Below are 19,932 nucleotides of genomic sequence, written 5' to 3' on the forward strand. Positions count from 1 at the left end.
CCACCAGCTTTGACGGTTACCGCAACACTTCTGCCCTGAGGAGGCACAGATCATGGGGGATCTCGCAATAGATTTCTGTGGCGAATGGTACGAGCCATCCGACGAGGACATCTTCAACATCGGCCGCGAAGGCGACCTTGAAGTGGACGACAACCCGTACTTGCACCGGCAGTTCCTGCAGGTTGCCCGCTACGACGGCATCTGGTGGCTCAGCAACGTGGGCAGCATGCTGTCCGCCACGGTGGCCGACGCCTCCGGCGGCATGCAGGCCTGGCTTTCCCCGGGCGCACGGATCCCGCTGGTATTCAGCCACACCAACATTATTTTTACCGCCGGGCCCACCACGTACGAGTTCGCGGTGCACCTGAAGACCCCGTCCTTCCGGCGGGAAGCCCGTGAAGACAGCAGTGGCGGCGACACCACGATCGGACCGGTGGTCTTCACCGACGCCCAGAAGGCACTCATCGTGGCGCTCGCCGAGCCGGTTCTCCGGCGCGAAGGCACCGGCTTCAGTACCATTCCGTCCTCGGCCGCAGCCGCCAGGACGCTCGGCTGGGCGCTGACCCGCTTCAACCGGAAACTGGACAACGTCTGCGACAAGCTGGACCGGGTGGGTGTTGTGGGGCTGCGCGGGGGCGGCGGCAAACTGGCCACCAACCGCCGCGCCCGGTTGGTGGAGCACGCCGTCACCACCCACCTGGTGACACCTGATGACCTGTACCTGCTGGAAAAGATGAGGGGCGTGGACGAAGGATGAGGATCCGCCTGACACTCCGCCGCGAGCCCGCCGACGCCAAGGACCTCGCCGTCACGGTGGACGGCCTTGCCACTGTGGCCGACATCGCCACGGTGCTGTGGGCGGCGGACCCGGACCGCAAGGGAACGCCCCCGCCGGAGAACCTCTCGCTGCGCATCGACGAAGCCTTCGTCGGCGCCGGCATCACCGGAAATGTCCTGGCCCGCCAGGACAACCTGCTCGAATCGGGCCTGCGCCCCGGTTCGGTGGTATCGCTGGCCCAGGTCAGCGAGCAGTTCCACGAGCCGGGCGCCAACCGCGGACCGGCCGCCGCCACCTTGCGCGTATTGTCAGGGCCCGACGTCGGCCGCGAATTTTCGCTGCCCACCGGCACCAGCTACATCGGCAGGGACCGGGACGTCGATATCCGCCTGACGGACCCGCTCACTTCCAAGCGGCACGCCCGGATCACCGTGGCCGACGGCATCGAGATCGTTGACACGAACTCCGCCAACGGCCTTCTGATGGACGGGCTTCCCGTCACGCGCGCAACCCTGAACTCCTCCGACACGGTGACCCTGGGGGACACCACTGTCACCGTGGTTCCGCTGGGCCACAACCATGCGGCAGCGCCGACGTCGCCTCTGGTGGACTTCAACCGTTCCCCGCGGGTGGTGCCCCGGTTCGAGGTGCCCACACGCGTCCTGCCGGCAGGCCCCAAGCGCCCCGAAGACCATCCCTTCCCCTACATCATGCTGGTGGCGCCACTGATGATGGGCGCGGTGATCTTCGCGGTCACCCAGAACGTGCTCTCCATGGTGTTCATGCTGATGATGCCCTTGTTCATTGTGGGCCATTACGTGGACCAGAAGATGCGGACCAGGAAGCAGCAGAAGGAACAGCTCAAGCAGTTCCGGGCGTCCATGGCGGCGTTCCGGCAGGACCTGACTGAACTGCAGCAAGTGGAACGGGCCGTCCGGCTGCAGGAAGCGCCGTCGGTCAGCGACACCGTGGACGCCATCTACAAGCTGGGCCCGCTGCTGTGGACCCACCGCCCGGAGCATTCCTCGTTCCTGGGCCTCCGCTTCGGCCTGGGCACCGCACCGTCCCGCGTCCCGTTGGAGGAACCCTCCAGCAATGACACCGAAGTCCAGTACAGCCGCGAAATCCAGGACTGCATCAAGCAATTCAGCGAGATCGAAGGCGTGCCCGTAGTCTCCCGGCTGCGGACCTCCGGTGCCCTGGGCATCGCCGGTGCCCGCGGGCTGGTGGACGACGTTGCCCGCGGCATGGTGCTCCAACTGGTGGGCCTGCACTCGCCGGCCGAGGTTGTCCTGACCGCCATCACGTCCGCCCAGTCGCGGCAACGCTGGGACTGGCTGCAGTGGCTGCCGCATGTCGGTTCGGGCCACAGCCCGCTGGGCGGGGACCACCTCGCGGCCGGCTCCGCCGGCGGCTCCTCCCTGCTGGCCCGGCTTGAGGACCTGGTGGACGCCCGCGAAGCCGCGGCCAAACGCACAGGCCCGGAGCTGCGCCCCGGCATCGACCCCGCCAAGCACGAGCTGGAAGAGCCCGTCCTGCCCGCCGTGCTGGTCATCGTGGAGGATGACGCGCCGGTTGACCGCGGCCGCCTGACCCGGCTGGCCGAGCAGGGACCGGATTCCGGCGTCCACGTCCTGTGGGTGGCCACCGACATCCAGGCACTCCCCGCTGCCTGCCGCGACTTCATGGTGGTGGACGGCGACCACGGCACCACCACCGGACAGGTGCGCCTGGGCCGCCATACCTACCCCGTCAGCTGCGAGAGCGTGGACGCCGGGCTGGCGGCCCAGCTCGCCCGGATGCTGGCGCCAGTGGTGGATGTGGGCAAGCCGGTGAACGACGACTCCGACCTGCCGCGGGCCGTGTCCTATGCGACCCTGATCGGCAAGGACTTCCTGGACAACCCGCAGGCGGTGGCCGAGCGCTGGACGGAAAACAACTCCGTGCACGCCACCGCCGTGGCAAACCGCAAGGACAACGGCACCCTCCGGGCCCTGGTGGGCTCCAAAGGTATCGAACCGCTCTACCTGGACCTGAAGAATGAGGGCCCGCATGCCCTGGTGGGCGGCACCACCGGTGCAGGCAAGTCCGAGTTCCTGCAGTCCTGGGTGATGGGCATGGCCGCGGCCTACAGCCCGGACCGGGTCAGTTTCCTGTTTGTGGACTACAAGGGCGGCGCCGCATTCGCGGACTGCATCAACCTGCCACATACGGTGGGCCTGGTCACGGACCTTTCCCCGCACCTGGTGCGCCGGGCCCTGACATCCCTGCGCGCCGAGTTGCATTACCGTGAGCAGCTGCTGAACCGGAAGAAAGCAAAGGACCTGCTGGCACTGCACCGCGAGGCTGATCCGGATGCCCCGCCCTACCTGGTCATCATCGTGGACGAGTTCGCCGCCCTGGCAAACGATGTTCCCGAGTTTGTGGACGGGGTGGTGGACGTGGCCGCCCGTGGCCGCTCACTGGGCCTGCACCTCATCCTGGCCACCCAGCGGCCGGCCGGCGTCATCAAGGACAACCTCCGCGCCAACACCAACCTTCGCGTGGCCCTGCGGATGGCCGACGAGGAAGACGCCACTGACATCCTCGGTGTCCCGGACGCAGCCTACTTCGACCCCGCCATCCCCGGCCGCGGTGCAGCCAAGACAGGACCGGGCAGGATCCAGGGGTTCCAGACCGGCTACGCCGGCGGTTGGACCACCGACAAGCCGCAGCGGCCGCAGATCGACATCGTGGAGATGGCCTTCGGGTCCGGTCCCAGCTGGGAAGCGCCCGCGCCCGACAAGCCTGCTGCGCCGGAGCCGGCCGGCCCCAACGACATCGCGCGGATGACCTCTACCATCGTGCACGCGGCGGACACACTGGACATCCGGCCGCCGCGCAAGCCGTGGCTGGATGAGTTGGCAAAGACCTACGACTTCTCCAAGCTGCCCAACCCCCGCACGGACGAACAGCTGCTGCTGGGCGTCGCGGACGACCCCGTCCACCAGGACCAGCCCACCGTGTTCTACGAACCGGACCGGGATGGCAACATGGCCATTTACGGCACGGGCGGCTCGGGCAAGTCGGCCGCACTGCGGGGCATCGCGATTGCCGCAGCTGTGACCCCGCGCGGGGGACCGGTGCACGTCTACGGCATCGACTGCGGCTCGTCGGGGTTGCGGATGCTTGAGGAACTGCCACATGTCGGCGAGATCATCAACGGCGACGACGTCGAACGCGTGGGGCGCCTGCTGCGGCTCCTGCGGGACATCGCCGAGCTGCGTTCCGCGCAGTTCGCCGAGGTGCGGGCGTCCACCATCGTTGAATACCGGAAGCTCGCGAACCGGCCGCACGAGAAACGGATCTTCGTGCTGGTGGACGGCATGTCCGCCTTCCGCGAGGCCTACGAGCACAGCAAACTCTCCGGGCTCTGGGACATTTTCCTCCAGCTGGCCACCGACGGCCGCACGCTGGGCATCCACCTCGTGGTGACGGGGGACCGGCCCAACGCCGTGCCCGCCTCACTGCTGGCCTCCATCCAGCGCCGCCTGGTCCTGCGGCTCTCCAACGAGGACGACTACATCTCCATGGACGTCCCCAGGGACGTGCTCACCGCCAATTCCCCTCCGGGCCGCGGGCTCCTCGACGGACTCGAAGTCCAGCTGGCGGTCCTTGGCGGCAACTCGAACCTGGCCCTGCAGGCCCGCGAAGTCCACAAACTCAGCGAAGCCATGCAGCGCCAGGGCCTGGACACCGCCCCCGGGATCGAACGGCTCCCGGACCAGGTGGACCTGGACGTGCTGCCCGCCGGCAGCCCTGACCTGCCCGTCATCGGCGTGGACGACGAGTCGTTGCAGCCGGCCGAGGTCATGGCCCGCGGCCCGCTGCTGCTGGCAGGCCCGCCCGGCGCCGGGCGTACCGTGGCGCTGGTCACCCTGGCATACTCGCTGCGCCGGTCCAACCCCGCCACCGAGCTGATCTACATCGGTTCCCGCCGGTCCGCCGTCGCCTCGCTGCCCATCTGGAACCGGTCCGTGGTGGGCCCGGACGACCTCGCCGAGGTGGTGGAGGACCTGGTGGAGCACTCCACCGGCAACCCGGGATCGGTGGCGATCTTCATCGAGGGCCTCACCGAGTTCACCGACACCATCGCGGAATCCGGAATCGCGCAGCTGGTCACGGCGTCCCTCAAGGCAGACCAGTGGGTGATCGGCGAGTCCGAGTCCTCCACCTGGTCCTCGGCCTGGCAGCTTGCCCAGCCCTTCAAATCCGGCCGGCGGGGATTGCTGCTCAACCCGGGGGACATCGAGGGCGACAGCCTGCTCAACACTTCCCTGGGCCGGGTCAGCCCCGACTTCATTCCCGGCCGTGGCTACGTGGTGGGACGCGGCAAAGCACGGAAAATCCAGGTGGCGCTGCCGCCTGAAAACCGGGACTGAACAGCCCGGACAATAGCGGGGCCGCCACAGCCGCGGATTTGCGGCCCCGCAGGGCGTTGTAGAAGACTACCGGGGACACCAGAAAGCCGCGGTGGGGGGACTGCGCGCAGCGAAAGGTAGCAATGGCCCCGTCCGCACCGGTTCTCCGCACTGTTTCGACGACGGCAACAGCAGCTGTCCTGGCCCTGGCCTTCGGCATCTTTCCGGCCGGCCCGGCGCTCGCCGCCACCCCGCAGCCGTCGCCCACCCAGGCGTCAGGGACCCAGACGACCCCAGACTGCGGGATGCTCTGCCTGCCCGTCCTTGCCAGCAGCCCGGACACCGGCCAAACGGGGCGGCCGCGTAAATCCAAGGACCCGGTATCGCCGCCCGCGTCCCCGGCGCCTCCCGCCGGGGACGCGCCAGTCCAGCCGCCACAGCCTGCCGAACCCCCGGCCGGCACCCCGCCACCGGCCGACGCCTCGGCCCAATCCGCAGACGCGGAGGCAGCCCCCGACGGCGCGGCAACCGCAGCCCCATCAGCCGAGGCCGGTTATCGGCCGCCCACCGGCCCGTCCAGCGGGCAGGACTGGAACAGCCCGGTCACCCGGTCCGCCGCGCCAACCCAATTGGCTGCCGTTTCCCCTGCCGGCGGAGAGGAGCCTGGCGGACCGGCACTCCTGCCTATTGCGCTTGGAACGGTGCTGTTGGCCATAGCGGCCGGCGCGTTCGCCTGGTGGAACCGCAACCGGCTTCGGTCGCACTGACGCCGCCTCCGGGCGGCCGTGGTTCGTCCCGTGCCGTCCTGCCAAGGAAATCGTCGGAGGGGTAGGGCAAGATAGGTCTGTGAGTACAGGACCAGGACCCGCAGAACAGACCGCCACCCGGACCGCGGCCCCACACGAGCCCGAGGCCATCCCCACCGAAGCCCTCCGCGAGGAATACGAGAACCTCGCGGACCTGGTGCGGAAGTACCGGTTCGCCTACTACCAGGAGGATGCGCCCCTGGTGTCGGACGCCGAGTTCGACACCCTCTTCCGCCGCCTGGAAGAGATCGAGGCCCTGCATCCGGAACTGGTGGCCAACGACTCGCCAACCCAGGAGGTGGGCGGTGAAGTTTCCGCCGCGTTCGCCCCGGTGGAGCACCTGCAGAGGATGTACAGCCTGGAAGACGTCTTCTCGCTGGAGGAACTCGAAGCGTGGCTCAACCGGGCGGAGGCAAGCATCGGGAAGATCGGTGACGGGGGAACCAAGGCCGCGTGGCTTACCGAACTCAAGATCGACGGCCTCGCCGTCAACCTCCTGTACCGGGACGGCAAGCTGGTCCGCGCGGCCACCCGCGGCGACGGGACCACCGGCGAGGACATCACCCACAACCTGCTCACCATCAAGGAAATCCCGCAGGAACTGCACGGCAGCGGCTTTCCCGCCGAGATGGAAATCCGCGGCGAGGTCTTCATTCCGTCCAAAGCGTTCGCCGAATTCAACGAAGCCCTGATCGAGGCCGGCAAGGCCCCGCTGGCGAACCCGCGCAACGCGGCGGCGGGTTCGCTGCGGCAGAAGGATCCTGCGGAAACCGCCAAGCGGCCCTTGAAGATGTTCGTGCACGGCATCGGCGCCCGCGAAGGGCTTGACGCCCGCAGCCAGTCGGAAACCTACCAGCAGCTCAAGGAATGGGGCCTGCCCGTCAGCCCCTACTTCGAGGTGCTGGCGGCCCGCGACGACGTCCTGGGCTTCATCCAGCGGTACGGGGACCAGCGCCACAAGCTGCTCCACGAAATCGACGGCATCGTCATCAAGGTGGACGACTTCGCCACCCAGCGGGCCCTGGGCTACACCACCCGCGTTCCCCGCTGGGCCGTGGCCTACAAATACCCGCCGGAAGAAGTGCACACCAAGCTGCTGGATATCCAGGTCAACGTGGGCCGGACGGGCCGGGTGACACCCTTCGGCGTGATGGAGCCGGTCAAGGTGGCAGGCTCCACCGTGGAGATGGCCACCCTGCACAACCAGGACGTGGTCAAAGCCAAGGGCGTCAAGATCGGCGACATCGTAATCCTGCGGAAGGCAGGGGACGTCATCCCCGAAATCGTCGGCCCGGTCCTGGCCCTGCGCGACCAGCAGGACCCGCCGGTCCGGGACTTCGTGATGCCCGTCGACTGCCCCTCCTGCGGGACCCCGCTGGCCCCCGCCAAAGAGGGGGACGTGGACGTCCGCTGCCCCAATTCCAAGTCCTGCCCGTCCCAGCTCCGCGAGCGGGTGTTCCATGTGGCTGGGAGGGGGGCATTCGACATTGAGGCTCTGGGCTGGGAAGCAGCCATCGCACTGACCCAGCCGGCCGAACCGGAGGTGCCGCCGCTGACGTCCGAAGCGCGGCTGTTCGAGCTCACCCCGGAGGACCTGGCCGGCGTGCGGATCCGCCGGGAGAAGAAGTCCAAGGGCGTCCCCACCGGGGAGTTCGAACTGGTGCCGTACTTCTACAGCAAGGGCACGGCCAAGTCGCCCTCTGCGCCCACGGCCAACACCCGGAAACTCTTCACTGAACTGGAAAAGGCCAAGGCCCAGCCCCTGTGGCGGGTCCTGGTGGCGCTGTCCATCCGGCATGTCGGCCCGCGGGCATCACGGGCCCTGGCCCAGGCCTTCGGCACCATGGACCGCATCCGGGCCGCCAGCGAAGAGGAGCTCGCCCACGTGGATGGCGTAGGCCCCACCATCGCCGCGGCGCTCAAGGAATGGTTCGCAGAGGATTGGCACGTGGAGATCGTTGAACGCTGGGCCGCCGCAGGGGTGCGCATGGAGGACGAACGCGACGAGTCCATGCCGCGCACCCTCGAAGGGCTCACCGTGGTTGTCACGGGCTCCCTGCCGAACTTCAGCCGCGACGAAGCCAAGGAAGCCATCCTGCTGCGCGGCGGCAAGGCCGCGGGCTCTGTTTCCAAGAACACCAGTTACGTGGTGGCGGGCGAAAGCGCCGGGAGCAAGCTGGACAAGGCGGAACAGCTGGGCGTCCGGGTGCTGGATGAGGACGGTTTCCGGCAGTTGCTCGACGGCGGCCCGGCAGCCCTGGGCGACGCCGCAGCGGACGGGAACACGGCGGACGGCGACGCCGCGGACCAAGGCGCCGCGGAACAAGACAGTGCCGGCCAAATTACACTCGATGACACCACCGCGGAGGAAAGCGCATGATGTCCACTTCTGAACTGCTGGACGTGGCCCGGCAGGCCGCCGCGGCTGGTGCACAGGTACTCTCCGGCCGTGATGGCAACGCACTGGACCCCAGCAACAAGGGCGCCGCCGGGGACTGGGTCACTGCCTTCGATGTCGCCGCCGAGGACGCGGTGCGGGCCGTCATCGTGGCCACCCGCCCTGGCGACGTCGTCACCGGGGAGGAACAGGGAACCACCCGCCCCGCCAACCCCACCGGTTACCGCTGGTCCATCGACCCCCTTGACGGCACCACCAACTTCATCCGCAACATCGTCTACTACGCCACCTCTGTGGCAGTCGCCGATGCCGACGGCGTCTGGCAGGCCGGCGTCGTCAACGCCCCGGCCCTGGGACGGGTGTACTACGCCGCCCGCGGCCAGGGTGCGTGGCTGGAGGAGCGGGGGAACGTCACCCGGCTGGAAGGGCCGGTCTCCGGCCGTACCGGGCAGATCCTCGCCACCGGTTTCAGCTACGAGCCTGCCGTCCGCTCCGAGCAGGCGGCCGCGTTCGCCACGCTGATGGACGGCTTCGCCGACGTCCGGCGGCTCGGTTCCGCTGCCCTTGACCTGTGCATGGTGGCGGACGGAACCCACGACGCCTACGGCGAACGCGGCCTGAACGAGCACGACTTCTCGGCCGGCGCCCTGATCGCCGAAGAAGCAGGCTGCTGGGTGCGCAGGCCCCGGCTGACCAGCCCGCTCGACGGCGGTCCTTCCGACGACGAGCGCCTGGACGCCTGGACCTGCGCCGCCAGCCTGGAACTGTCCGGGAAGTTTCCGCTCTGAGCAGGACCCCCGCGGAACGTTCCCGCTTGGGCAGGTTTGGGGGACGCGTGGGAAAGACGGGTTGAGGCACCAAGCCGTGCCGGTACTGATAGTTCGATCACGGAAAGCCCCGTTTTGCCCGGTGGGGACCCCATTCGCCACTACCATTGACGGGTGCAGCCGCAGCTAACCATCCGTCCCGCCGTCGAGGCCGACTTCGGCGACGTCGCCCGCATCACCGGCGACTCCTACCTTGCCGCAGGGTATTTCGACGACGCCGCCCACCCGTACATGGTCAAGGTCATGGATGTTGCGGCCCGCGCGGAACAGGCCACCATCTGGGTGGCCGAACGGCAGGGCACCGTCATCGGCTCGGTCACCCTGGCACTCGCCGGTGAACCCTATGCCGACATTGCCCTGCCGGACGAACTGGAATTCCGGATGCTGGTGGTGGACCCTGCCGTCCAGCGCAGCGGCGCCGGCCGGGCCATGGTGGAAGCCATCATCAGCCACGCCCGGACCCTGCCCGGCATCCGCGCGGTGGCGCTGACCACGGGGAAAGACTGGGAAAGCGCGCACGGCCTGTACCGCAGGACCGGCTTCCACCGGGTGCCCGAACGGGACTGGTTCGTTCCCGGAACCGACACAAAACTGTTGGTTTACCGGCGCGACCTGTAGCGGCCCTACAGTGGTGGCGACCCAATTCCGGCTTTGAAAGGCCCACCCATGCGTAAAACCTTCGGCACCGGCTCCGTCTGGGAACAGACCCTCGGCTACTCCCGCGCCGTCCAGGTGGACAACACCCTCTACATCTCCGCCACCGCGGCCAGCGGCGAGGACGGCATCGTGGGAGATGACTTCTACACGCAGACCCAGTACATCCTGCAGAAACTCGGCAAGGTCCTGGCCGACGCCGGCTTCGCCTACGAAGACGTGGTGCAGACCAAGCTGTACCTGACGGACATCAGTAAGTGGGAGGAAGCAGGCAAGGCACACGGCGAAGTGTTCGGTGAGATCCGGCCCACCCTGTCCCTGGTGCACGTGCTGCCGTTCCTGGACCCGAACATGCTCGTCGAGATCGAATTGGTCGCCCAGAAGAGCGCGTAAAGCGATGCAGCAATCCTCCGCGTGCTCGCTCGTGCCTCGCTTAGACGCACGCTTCCGGATGCCTGCATCGCTTAGCGTTTTCCTGCCCTACCTCCCCGGCAGGCCGTAGCGGTGTTCCGGCCTGCCCGTGGTGCCGTAGCGCAGTTGGATGTCCACCGCGCCGTCGTCGGCCAGCGACGACAGGTACCGTTGCGCCGTGGCACGGGAGACGCCTACCCGGGCCGCCACCTCGGCGGCGGAATACTGTTCGCCCGGAGCCAGTGATTCCAGCACCGCCGCTTCGGTTGCCGAGCGGGGTTTTGACGACGACGTGACGTCCCCCGGGATCAGCGACCGTTTTGCGCGCTCCACCGCCTCCTGGTCCAGTGCCCCGGCCTGGCTCAGGAGGCGCCGGTACCGAGCGTACGAGCGAAGCTGCTGGGACAGCGACTCGGCGGTGAAGGGCTTGAGCAGGTACCCCAGGGCGCCCCGGCGGAACGCCACCCGGACGGACGCGGCATCCGAGGCGGCGCTGAGGATGATGGTGTCCACATCCAGCTGCTGCAGCAGGTCCAGGCCGGAAGCATCCGGCAGGTAGACATCCAGCAGCACCAGGTCCGGGCGCAGGCTGTGGATGGCCTGCAGAGCGAGCGAGGCCGTGCCAACGGGGGCCAAGGCCAGGAACCCGGCCACTGAGTCAACGTAGGCTGCGTGCAGCTTGGCCACATGGAAGTCGTCGTCCACGATCAGGACCCGAAAATCATCAGCCATTGTTATCCTTTCCGGCGGCTCCCGGGGTCTTGGCGGCGGGGTTTCCCGCCGTCGTGTGCGGAAGGACCGCCATGAACACGGCGCCCGGGCCGCCGGCGGTGCCACCGTCCAGCACCTTTACGTCCCCGCCCCGGCGGCGTGCCAGCTGCCGGGCCAGGGCAAGGCCGAAGCCCTGCCCGCCACCGGCACGGACCGGGCCCGCGGCGGTGGTGAAACCTTCGGCAAATACGCCTTCGGGATCGGTGCCTTCCGCCAGCCCGTCGCCGGAGTCCGCCACCACGATGTGCAGCGTCCCGCCGTCGTCGCCCGGCTCATCCAGTACCTCGAGCTCAACCCAGCGGTCGTTCGAGGATCCTGCAACGGCGGCGTTGACGGCGTTGTCGATCAGGTTCCCCAGCACCGTGGTCACATCCTGGGCCTCCGTGACGTGGCCGCGGACCAGGGTTTCGGGGCCGATGCGGAGGGCGACGCCGCGCTCGTCCGCCTCCACGCCCTTGGCCCCCACAAACGCCTGCAGGTAGGGGTCCTGGAGCAGTTCGGCCTGGTCCACCGGGAATTTCAGCGGACCGGTGGCGGCCAGCCCGGCCAGGTAGTCGCGGGCCTCCTGGTGCTGCCCGATGCCGAGGAATCCGGCCAGGGTATGCAGCTGGTTGGCGAACTCGTGCCGCTGGGCGCGCAGTGCGGTGGACATGGTGCCCACGGCGTCCAGCTGCCGCGTGAGCTCCTGCAGCTCGGTCCGGTCCCGCAGCATGACCACCCAGCCCAGATCCTCCCGGCGGTGCAGTGCTTTGCGCGCATTCACCACCAGGACCCGGCCGCCGGCCACCAGCTCCAGGGCGTCCGGTCCCGTGGCGTTCGCCTCCGGACCGGCGGCAGCCAACCGGGGAGCGGCGGCTACGGGGACGGGGCTGGTGAGGGACTTCAGCTGCGCAGGGACGGGGGCGTCCTCCCAGCGCGTCCCGGACAGGTCGGGCAAATCGAGCAGGCGCTGCGCGGCGGCGTTGAACACGCTGACCCGGCCGTCGGCACTGACGCCGATGACGCCGTCGTCCACGCCCTGCAGCACCGCCACCTGGTCGTGGACCAGCGTGCTGATCTCTTCGGGCTCCAGCCCCAGGGTGAGGCGCTGGAGGCGGCGGCGCAGCAGGAAGGACCCCAGCACCCCGGCCAGCAGGGCTCCGGCAGCCGTCAGGGCCACCGGCCCGATGTCGCGGCTCACGCTTTGGGCCACGGTTTCCATGGAGTAGCCCACGCTCACCTCACCCACCACCGTGGCGGTGCCGGGCGCGTAAACGGGAACTTTCGCGCCGGCGGAAGGGCCCAGCGTTCCGGTGTTCCGGGTGGTGATTTCCTGCCCGGACAGCGCCTCGGAGGGATCCGTGCTCACCTTTTCGCCGAGCCGCTGCGGATCCGGGTGGGCCAGCCGGATACCGGTTTCGTCGGTGATCACCACGAACAGGGCGCCGGTCCTGGTCCGTGCGGCCTCGGCGGAGGCCTGCAGCGGGCCGGCCAGAAGCTCGGCGGGTGGGGGAGTGCCGGGCTGCCCGCTGATGGCCAGCACGTCTGCCCTGACCTCCGGATCTGATGCTACGGTCCGGGCCAGCGTCAGCGCCTGGTTCTCCGCGTCGCTGCCCACACGGTCGTACGTCAGCCAGGCATGCACCGCGGCGCTCAGGAGCACCACCAGGAGCACCACGGCCACCTGCAGCAGGAGCATCTGGGTGGAAAAGCGCAGCGGTTGCCGGGGCGCGGGACGCTGCATTCATCCTCCTTGACGGGCGTGGCGTGACAGGTATGGCTCTACGGTAACGGCTGCCGGCAGGTGCCGAAACAGCGTGAGCACAATGAGCAAAATGCTCCCAATAAGCAGTATGCCAATCAATCGAGGCAAAGGCACCGCCGTGACGGGGGCCACCCTACAGTCTGTAGCACGCGTCACACCGCTGTGCCGCTGTTCACAAGAAGGAGCCGGCTGTGCTGGTAATACTTGGATTCGCCATGATCGCGGTTTTCATGGTGCTGATCATGACGAAGAAGTTGACGCCAGTGCTGGCGTTGATCATCGTCCCTACTGTTTTTGGCCTCTTCGCCGGTGCCGGCCTGGGCATTGGCGACATGGTGATGGACTCGATGAAGTCCATGACCTCCACGGCGGCCCTGCTGATGTTCGCCATCATCTACTTCGGCCTGATGATCGACGTCGGGCTGTTTGACCCGCTGGTCAAGTTCATCCTCCGCAAGCTGGGCAACGACCCCGCCAAGGTTGTCCTGGGCACCGCCATCCTCGCGGCGGCCGTATCGCTGGACGGCGACGGGTCCACCACGTTCATCCTCACCACGGCGGCCATGCTGCCGGTCTACCTGCGCCTGAAGATGAGCCCCGTCGTCCTCACCTGCGTCGCCGGCCTGGCCAACGGCACCATGAACATCCTGCCTTGGGGCGGCCCCACGGCCCGCGCCGCCACCGCCCTGAAGATCGACGTCAACGACGTCTTCGTCCCCATGATCCCGTCCCTGGTGGCCGGCCTGGTGGTCGTCTTCGCCTTCGCCTGGCTCCTGGGCCTGCAGGAGCGCAACCGCCTCCGTGCCACCGCTCCCGAGATCTGGGGCGTGCCTGACACTGCGGAAGAGTTCGACGGCGGCGCCTCCACCGGCGGCACTTCTGCCGGAACCGGCCGCGGACGCAAGGGCGGCACCCCCGGCGGAGCAGCCCCCGCCGTCGACGGCTTCCCGGCGGGATCCTCCGTGGCCGTGCTGGAGCGTACCGACACTCTCGTTGAGGACGGCGGCGCCGGACTCGCCGACACCGCGCTGGATCCCAACCGCAGCACCCTGCGGCCCAAGCTGTTCTGGTTCAACCTGGCCCTGACCGTCGCCGTCATGGTGGTCCTCGTGGCCAACGTCATCCCGCTGCCGTTCGTGTTCATGGTGGGCGCCGCCATTGCCCTGCTGGTCAACTTCCCCAAGGTCAAGGACCAGGGCGCGCAGCTCATTGCGCACGCACCCTCCATCGTCGCCGTGGTCAGCATGGTCATGGCCGCCGCCGTCCTCACAGGCGTCCTCAAGGGCACCGGCATGGTCGAAGCGATGTCCGCCTGGCTGGTCCAGATCATCCCGTCCTCCATGGGCCCGTTCATGGCTGTCATCACCGGTGTGCTGAGCATCCCCATGACCTTCTTCATGAGCAACGACGCCTTCTACTTCGGCGTCCTGCCGGTCCTCAGCGAGACAGCAGCACACTATGGAGTAAGCGCCGCGGACATGGCCCGGGCCTCCATCACCGGCCAGCCATTCCACCTGCAGAGCCCGCTGGTTCCGGCCATCCTGCTGCTGGTCTCGCTCGCCAAGGTGGACTTGGGCGACCACCACAAGAAAGTCCTGTGGCGCACCGCCGTCATCTCCCTGGTCATGCTTGGCGTCGGGATGCTGACCGGAGCCATTGGTATCGGTTAGTCTGTAGCTGCCTGTGCTCCTGTCCCCGAGGCAGGGCCTGGCTCGAAGGTGCCCGTCTGACGCCCGCTGGGGGATGTCAGACGGGCATCGGCGTTTCCCCACTAGACTGGATCGGAAAACAATTCGAACTTTGCAGGGGAGATCCATGGCTGCGATCAACCGTGACGACGTCGCGCATCTCGCGCGGCTCGCTCACATCGAGATGAGTGCCGAAGAGCTGGACAGGATGGCCGGCGAACTCGCCGTCATCGTCGATTCGGTCAAGTCCGTCAGCGAGGCCGCGGGGGATGACGTCCCGGCGACCTCCCACCCCATCCCGCTCACCAACGTCTTCCGCGACGACGTCGTAGGACACACCTTCACGGCGGAACAGGCACTCTCCGGCGCACCGGATTCCGATGACAACCGTTTCAAGGTCCCGGCCATCCTGGATGAGGCATAACCATGACTGAACAGAACCCCACAGGCATCAGCGCCGAAACCCTGATCCGCCTCTCCGCTGCGCAGCTGGCAGAAAAGCTCGCCGCCGGCGAGGTCACCGCCGTCCAGGCCACCCAGGCGTACCTTGACCGGATCGCCGCCGTGGACGGACAGGTTAACGCGTTCCTGCACGTCAACGCCGAAGAAGCGCTCGCCGTCGCCGCCGAGGTGGACGCCATCCGCGCCGCGGGCGGCGCCGAGGCAGAAGCCCTGCACGTCCTGGCCGGCGTCCCCATCGCCGTCAAGGACCTCATCGTCACCATCGGCCAGCCCACCACCGCCGGTTCCAAGATCCTCGAAGGCTGGCACAGCCCGTACGACGCCACCGTGGTGGAACGCCTGCGCGCCGCGAAGATGCCCATCCTGGGCAAGACCAACCTGGACGAGTTCGCCATGGGCTCCTCCACCGAACATTCCGCCTACGGACCCACCCGCAACCCGTGGGACCTGGACCGGATTCCGGGCGGCTCCGGCGGCGGTTCAGCGGCCGCCGTCGCGGCTTTCGAGGCCCCGCTGGCGCTCGGCACGGACACCGGCGGTTCCATCCGCCAGCCAGGCGCCGTTACCGGCACCGTCGGCGTGAAGCCCACCTATGGCAGTGTTTCCCGCTACGGTGCCATCGCCATGGCCTCCTCCCTGGACCAGATCGGCCCCGTCACCCGCACGGTCCTGGACTCCGCCTTGCTGCACCAGGTGATCGGCGGCCACGACCCCCGCGATTCCACCTCCCTGCCGGAGCCGCTGGCTGACCTTGTTGCCGCTGCCAAGACCGGCAACGTCGAGGGCCTGCGGATTGGCATCATCAAGGAACTGCACGGCGAGGGCTACCAGGCCGGCGTTGAAAACCGCTTCAACGATGCCCTGGAGCTGCTCAAGGACGCCGGCGCGGAGATCGTGGAGGTCTCCTGCCCCAACTTCCAGTACGCCCTGGGCGCTTACTACCTGATCATGCCGTCCGAGGCTTCTTCCAACCTGGCCAAGTTCGACGGCGTCCGGTACGGCCTGCGGGTCCTGCCCGAGGATGGCCCCATGACCATTGAACGCGTCATGGGCGCCACCCGCGCCGCCGGCTTCGGCGACGAGGTCAAGCGCCGCATCATCCTGGGCACCTACGCCCTGTCCGCAGGCTATTACGACGCCTACTACGGCTCGGCCCAGAAGGTGCGCACGCTGGTCCAACGGGACTTCGAGGCCGCTTTCGCCCAGGCCGACGTCCTGATTTCGCCCACCGCCCCCACCACGGCGTTCCCGCTCGGCGAAAAACTGGACGACCCGCTGGCCATGTACCTCAATGACGTCGCCACGATTCCCGCCAACCTGGCCGGGGTGCCGGGCCTGTCCCTCCCCGGCGGCTTGGCGGACGAGGACGGCCTGCCCGTGGGCATCCAGCTGCTGGCCCCGGCCCGCGAGGATGCCCGCCTCTACCGGGTGGGCGCTGTCCTGGAATCACTGCTGGAAGCCAAGTGGGGCGGCCCGCTGCTGGCCCAGGCTCCCGCGTTGGGCGCTGTATCCCTCGAAACCCAGGAGGCAAAATAATGAGCACCGATGACATCCTGAGCTTCGAAGAGGCCATGGAGAAGTACGATCCCGTCCTGGGGTTCGAGGTCCATGTGGAGCTCAATACCAAGACCAAGATGTTCTCCTCCGCGCCCAACGTCTTCGGCGACGAGCCCAACACCAACGTCAACGAGGTGGACCTCGGCATGCCCGGTGTGCTGCCGGTGGTGAACCGGACGGCCATCGAGTCCTCCATCAAGATCGGCCTGGCGCTGAACTGCAAGATCGCCGAATCCTGCCGGTTCGCCCGGAAGAACTACTTCTACCCGGACACCCCCAAGAACTTCCAGACCTCACAGTATGACGAACCCATCGCGTACGACGGCTACCTGGATATCGAGCTTGAAGACGGCACCGTGTTCCGTGTCGAGATCGAGCGCGCCCATATGGAGGAGGACGCCGGAAAGCTGACCCACATGGGCGGCGCCACCGGCCGCATCCAGGGCGCCGACTTCTCCCTGGTGGACTACAACCGTGCAGGCGTTCCGCTGGTGGAAATCGTCACCAAGCCCATCGAGGGTGCCGGCTCCCGTGCGCCGGAGCTCGCCAAGGCGTACGTGGCTGCCGTCCGTGAAATCGTCAAGAACCTCGGCGTCTCCGACGCGAAGATGGAACGCGGCAACGTCCGTTGCGACGCCAACGTCTCGCTTCGTCCGCACGGCCGCGAACGCTTCGGCATCCGCTCCGAAACCAAGAACGTGAACTCGCTGCGCGCCGTCGAACACGCCGTCCGCTACGAGATCCAGCGCCACGCCGCCGTCCTGGATTCCGGCAACCCGGTGGTCCAGGAAACCCGCCACTGGCATGAGGACACCCGCACCACCACCTCGGGCCGGCCGAAGTCCGACGCCGACGACTACCGCTACTTCCCGGAACCTGACCTGGTGCCCGTGGTCGCTTCCCGCGAATGGGTCGAGGAACTCCGCGCCACCCTGCCCGAACCGCCGGCCGAGCGCCGCAAGCGGCTCAAGGCCGACTGGGGCTACTCAGACCTGGAATTCCGCGACGTGGTGAACGCCGGCGTCATGGACGAAATCGAGGAAACCATCGCTGCCGGGGCTTCCGCATCCGTGGCCCGCAAGTGGTGGATGGGCGAGATCGTTGGCCGCGCCAAGGCCGCCGATGTTGACCCGGGCCAGCTGGGTGTCCAGGCTGCCACCGTGGTGGAGCTGAGCCGCATGGTGGAGGCGGGCAAGATCAACAACAAGATGGCCTCCCAGGTGCTGGATGGCGTGCTGGCCGGCGAGGGCACCCCGGAAGAGATCGTCGAAAAGCGCGGCCTCGCTGTCGTGTCCGACGACGGGCCCCTCCTGGAAGCCATCGACGCCGCCCTTGCCGCGCAGCCCGACGTCGCGGACAAGATCCGCGCCGGCAAGGTGCAGGCCGTCGGCGCTATCGTGGGCGGGGTCATGAAGGCCACCCGTGGCCAGGCCGACGCCGCCCGCGTGCGCGAGCTGATCCTGGAGAAGCTGGGCGTCAACGCCTAGTCCCTCTTTGCCGGGTAGCAGCCACCGCCGTTTCGGATCCTCGAAACGGCAGTGGCTGCTACCCGGTTTTTTCGTTAGGTACTCAGTTTCCACAGGCGGCAAAGTACCCGTGGCCGCGCTGGCGTAGCGGACTTACACTGGAGCGCACAGGGCACAGGTGGTCACAGGGCGCCGATGCCCTGGCAGCGCTGCGGGAGGAACAACCATGGTCCGGGAACCATTGAGGATGCGCAAGGCAATACTGGCCGGGGCGGTGGCCTTGGCTCTTTCCGGGACCGGGGTTGCCCTCGCCTGGTCGGCAACCGGAACGCCAACACCGTCCCCCTCGCAGGCCGCGCCAAAGCCCTCCCAGACTGCACGGGACCAACAAAAGGCGCCGGGCCAACAAAAGGCGCCAGGCCAACAAAAGGCGCCAGGGCAGCAGAAGGCGCCAGGGCAGCAAAAGGCACCCGGCCAACAAAAGGCCCAGCGGGCACAGCCGCTGCACGGTGAGGGAGTGGTCATGCAGCCCGACGGAACCTTCCAGACAGTCCTCGAACAGCGCGGAACCGTGGAGTCCGTCAGCGACTCCGCCATCACCGTCAAGAGCGAGGACGGTTTCACCCAGTCCTATACCGTCAACGCGGACACCAAAATCACCAAACTTCCAGCGGCCGACGACGGTACGCGCAGTAAGCCGGCGGACGGAACCATTGCGGACATCGCCACCGGGGACACCGTGCGCATAGCGGGCGTCAAGGACGGGGACAAGGCCACCGCCAAGCGGATCGTCGAGGGTGCCGGCGACGGCCCCGGCCTGGGGTTGGGTCGCGGGCATGGCATGGGCCACAAGATGGGTGCGGGCAACCAGCAGGATGACGAAGGGGCGTAACTCCGCCAGTCCAGCCGCACCGGCATTGGGCCCTCCTGGGAAGCCCCGCTTAGCCCTGCCGCACCAGCCCTGCCATAATGTCCTCCAGCGCCTCGCAGACCAGCACCACAGCCCGCCGCTTCAGGTTCTCCGGCCTGGCCAGCAGATCGATCCGGCGGCGTGTGCTGATGCCTTCCAGCGGGCGCAGGACGATGTCCGGATTCAGGACTGGCCCGGCGGTGTACCTGGGCAGCAGCCCCACCACGCCCCCGGCGGCCACCAGGGCCGCCACCGTGGAATAGTCGTTGATCCGGTGGATGATGTTCGGTTCCCGGCTGGAGACGGCCGCGACGGCGCCAAGTACGTCGGCGGGGGAGTAGCCGGGGTGGCTGGTCACCCAGGCCTCGGCGCCGACGTCGTGCACGGTGACCGTGTCCTGACGGGCCAACGGGTGCCCGGCTGGAAGCGCTACGTCCAGCGGCTCATGCGCCAGCGGGATCACGGCGACACGTTCGGTGGGCCAGCGGGGGCTGTGGTCCATGCGGTGTGCCAGCACAAGGTCATACCGGGCAGTGAGGGCAGGGAAGTCCTGCTGGGCAACGTCCTCGTCCGAGAGCTCAATCCGTGGGTGTTCAGGCCGGTCCAGCATCCGGGCCAGCGGGCCAAAGAGGGCCTGCCCCGCACTGTGGAAGCCACTGAGGGTCACCCTGCCGGCGGGCGAGCCGTGGTAAGTGCCAAGCGCGCCGCGGGCATCGGCCATGGCACTGACGACGGCGGCGCCCGCGTCGGCGAGGACCTGGCCGGCCTCCGTCAGCACCAGGTTCCGGCCCTCTTTTCGCGTCAACGGCACGTCCACTGTCCGCTGCAGATGAGCCAGTTGTTGCGATACCGCCGACGGGGTGACCATGAGGGTGTCGGCCACCGACTTCACGCTTCCCAGCGCACCGAGCTCGCGGAGGATTTCCAGCTGATGAATTTCCATTCCGCCAGTGTATCCATTAGGAGAAGCTAAATCGTCGATTGAGAAGATTCCTGTTGTGCTAATGCTTTAGCGGGGCTTCAATGAGGAGGACACCAACACCGCTGACATGAATGCCAA

15 protein-coding genes are annotated in these 19,932 nt (G+C 67.9%); 12 read left to right on the forward strand and 3 right to left on the reverse strand.

The genetic code is table 11. From position 1 onward, the window contains the following. Nucleotides 1-52: 52 nt before the first annotated feature. The 7 genes from AB4Y79_RS20430 (at nucleotide 53) to AB4Y79_RS20460 (ending at nucleotide 10,256) form a co-directional block, all read left to right on the forward strand. A complete protein-coding gene (locus tag AB4Y79_RS20430) occupies nucleotides 53-757 on the forward strand; it encodes a hypothetical protein (RefSeq protein ID WP_441865825.1) in 705 nt (234 codons plus the stop codon). Further along, complete coding sequence (locus tag AB4Y79_RS20435) at nucleotides 754-5,199, forward strand: FtsK/SpoIIIE domain-containing protein (protein WP_441865828.1); 4,446 nt, start codon at nucleotides 754-756, stop codon at nucleotides 5,197-5,199. The genes AB4Y79_RS20430 and AB4Y79_RS20435 overlap by 4 nt, the downstream gene beginning before the upstream one ends. A gap of 122 nt (nucleotides 5,200-5,321) precedes the next feature. Then, entirely contained in the window at nucleotides 5,322-5,945 is a 624-nt protein-coding gene (locus tag AB4Y79_RS20440) for a hypothetical protein (protein ID WP_441865830.1), read from the forward strand. A 79-nt stretch (nucleotides 5,946-6,024) separates the two neighbouring features. Next, nucleotides 6,025-8,364, forward strand: coding sequence for an NAD-dependent DNA ligase LigA (ligA, locus tag AB4Y79_RS20445; RefSeq protein WP_441865833.1), 2,340 nt, complete (start codon nucleotides 6,025-6,027; stop codon nucleotides 8,362-8,364). After that, the gene (locus AB4Y79_RS20450; protein ID WP_441865836.1) at nucleotides 8,361-9,170 is read left to right on the forward strand and encodes an inositol monophosphatase family protein; all 810 of its coding nucleotides are present in this window, start codon (nucleotides 8,361-8,363) and stop codon (nucleotides 9,168-9,170) included. Before ligA ends, AB4Y79_RS20450 begins: the two co-directional genes overlap by 4 nt. Before the next feature lie 153 nt (nucleotides 9,171-9,323). Beyond that, entirely contained in the window at nucleotides 9,324-9,827 is a 504-nt protein-coding gene (locus tag AB4Y79_RS20455; protein WP_441865839.1) for a GNAT family N-acetyltransferase, read from the forward strand. A 48-nt stretch (nucleotides 9,828-9,875) separates the two neighbouring features. Then, nucleotides 9,876-10,256: a RidA family protein gene (locus AB4Y79_RS20460; protein WP_308931549.1), complete on the forward strand. Its 381-nt coding sequence runs from the start codon at nucleotides 9,876-9,878 to the stop codon at nucleotides 10,254-10,256. An 87-nt stretch (nucleotides 10,257-10,343) separates the two neighbouring features. Here AB4Y79_RS20460 and AB4Y79_RS20465 read toward each other — a convergent pair whose 3' ends face one another. Together AB4Y79_RS20465 and AB4Y79_RS20470 are read right to left on the reverse strand one after the other, a co-directional pair. Beyond that, entirely contained in the window at nucleotides 10,344-11,006 is a 663-nt protein-coding gene (locus tag AB4Y79_RS20465; protein ID WP_441865843.1) for a response regulator, read from the reverse strand. Continuing rightward, nucleotides 10,999-12,768, reverse strand: a complete 1,770-nt coding sequence (locus AB4Y79_RS20470; RefSeq protein WP_441865846.1) for an ATP-binding protein — start codon at nucleotides 12,766-12,768, stop codon at nucleotides 10,999-11,001. The genes AB4Y79_RS20465 and AB4Y79_RS20470 overlap by 8 nt, the downstream gene beginning before the upstream one ends. Before the next feature lie 212 nt (nucleotides 12,769-12,980). On the opposite strand from AB4Y79_RS20470, the gene AB4Y79_RS20475 reads away from it, so the two are divergent. From AB4Y79_RS20475 to AB4Y79_RS20495, 5 genes are all read left to right on the forward strand, one after another. Further along, complete coding sequence (locus AB4Y79_RS20475; RefSeq protein WP_441865849.1) at nucleotides 12,981-14,459, forward strand: CitMHS family transporter; 1,479 nt, start codon at nucleotides 12,981-12,983, stop codon at nucleotides 14,457-14,459. A gap of 145 nt (nucleotides 14,460-14,604) precedes the next feature. Beyond that, nucleotides 14,605-14,901 (forward strand): Asp-tRNA(Asn)/Glu-tRNA(Gln) amidotransferase subunit GatC, encoded by a 297-nt coding sequence (gatC, locus tag AB4Y79_RS20480; RefSeq protein WP_018763018.1) that lies wholly within the window; start codon nucleotides 14,605-14,607, stop codon nucleotides 14,899-14,901. A 2-nt stretch (nucleotides 14,902-14,903) separates the two neighbouring features. Continuing rightward, on the forward strand, nucleotides 14,904-16,475 hold the full coding sequence (gene gatA / locus AB4Y79_RS20485; protein ID WP_441865852.1) for an Asp-tRNA(Asn)/Glu-tRNA(Gln) amidotransferase subunit GatA: 1,572 nt from the start codon (nucleotides 14,904-14,906) through the stop codon (nucleotides 16,473-16,475). After that, on the forward strand, nucleotides 16,475-17,983 hold the full coding sequence (gene gatB, locus AB4Y79_RS20490; RefSeq protein WP_308931544.1) for an Asp-tRNA(Asn)/Glu-tRNA(Gln) amidotransferase subunit GatB: 1,509 nt from the start codon (nucleotides 16,475-16,477) through the stop codon (nucleotides 17,981-17,983). The genes gatA and gatB overlap by 1 nt, the downstream gene beginning before the upstream one ends. A 205-nt stretch (nucleotides 17,984-18,188) precedes the next feature. Then, nucleotides 18,189-18,854, forward strand: coding sequence for a DUF5666 domain-containing protein (locus AB4Y79_RS20495; protein ID WP_441865855.1), 666 nt, complete (start codon nucleotides 18,189-18,191; stop codon nucleotides 18,852-18,854). A gap of 49 nt (nucleotides 18,855-18,903) precedes the next feature. Here the strand turns inward: AB4Y79_RS20495 and AB4Y79_RS20500 are convergent, their stop codons facing one another. After that, nucleotides 18,904-19,815: a LysR family transcriptional regulator gene (locus tag AB4Y79_RS20500; RefSeq protein ID WP_441865858.1), complete on the reverse strand. Its 912-nt coding sequence runs from the start codon at nucleotides 19,813-19,815 to the stop codon at nucleotides 18,904-18,906. Between the last annotated feature and the right edge of the window lie 117 nt (nucleotides 19,816-19,932).

The organism is Pseudarthrobacter sp. YAF2 (genome assembly GCF_052113345.1).
Lineage (GTDB): Bacteria > Actinomycetota > Actinomycetes > Actinomycetales > Micrococcaceae > Arthrobacter.

Coding starts and splice junctions, on each gene's coding strand:
- AB4Y79_RS20430 (WP_441865825.1), top strand. CDS start 53: ATGGGGGATCTCGCAATAGATTTCTGTGGCGAATGGTACGAGCCATCC.
- AB4Y79_RS20435 (WP_441865828.1), top strand. CDS start 754: ATGAGGATCCGCCTGACACTCCGCCGCGAGCCCGCCGACGCCAAGGAC.
- AB4Y79_RS20440 (WP_441865830.1), top strand. CDS start 5,322: ATGGCCCCGTCCGCACCGGTTCTCCGCACTGTTTCGACGACGGCAACA.
- AB4Y79_RS20450 (WP_441865836.1), top strand. CDS start 8,361: ATGATGTCCACTTCTGAACTGCTGGACGTGGCCCGGCAGGCCGCCGCG.
- AB4Y79_RS20460 (WP_308931549.1), top strand. CDS start 9,876: ATGCGTAAAACCTTCGGCACCGGCTCCGTCTGGGAACAGACCCTCGGC.
- AB4Y79_RS20465 (WP_441865843.1), bottom strand. CDS start 11,006: ATGGCTGATGATTTTCGGGTCCTGATCGTGGACGACGACTTCCATGTG.
- AB4Y79_RS20470 (WP_441865846.1), bottom strand. CDS start 12,768: ATGCAGCGTCCCGCGCCCCGGCAACCGCTGCGCTTTTCCACCCAGATG.
- gatC (WP_018763018.1), top strand. CDS start 14,605: ATGGCTGCGATCAACCGTGACGACGTCGCGCATCTCGCGCGGCTCGCT.
- gatA (WP_441865852.1), top strand. CDS start 14,904: ATGACTGAACAGAACCCCACAGGCATCAGCGCCGAAACCCTGATCCGC.
- gatB (WP_308931544.1), top strand. CDS start 16,475: ATGAGCACCGATGACATCCTGAGCTTCGAAGAGGCCATGGAGAAGTAC.
- AB4Y79_RS20495 (WP_441865855.1), top strand. CDS start 18,189: ATGGTCCGGGAACCATTGAGGATGCGCAAGGCAATACTGGCCGGGGCG.
- AB4Y79_RS20500 (WP_441865858.1), bottom strand. CDS start 19,815: ATGGAAATTCATCAGCTGGAAATCCTCCGCGAGCTCGGTGCGCTGGGA.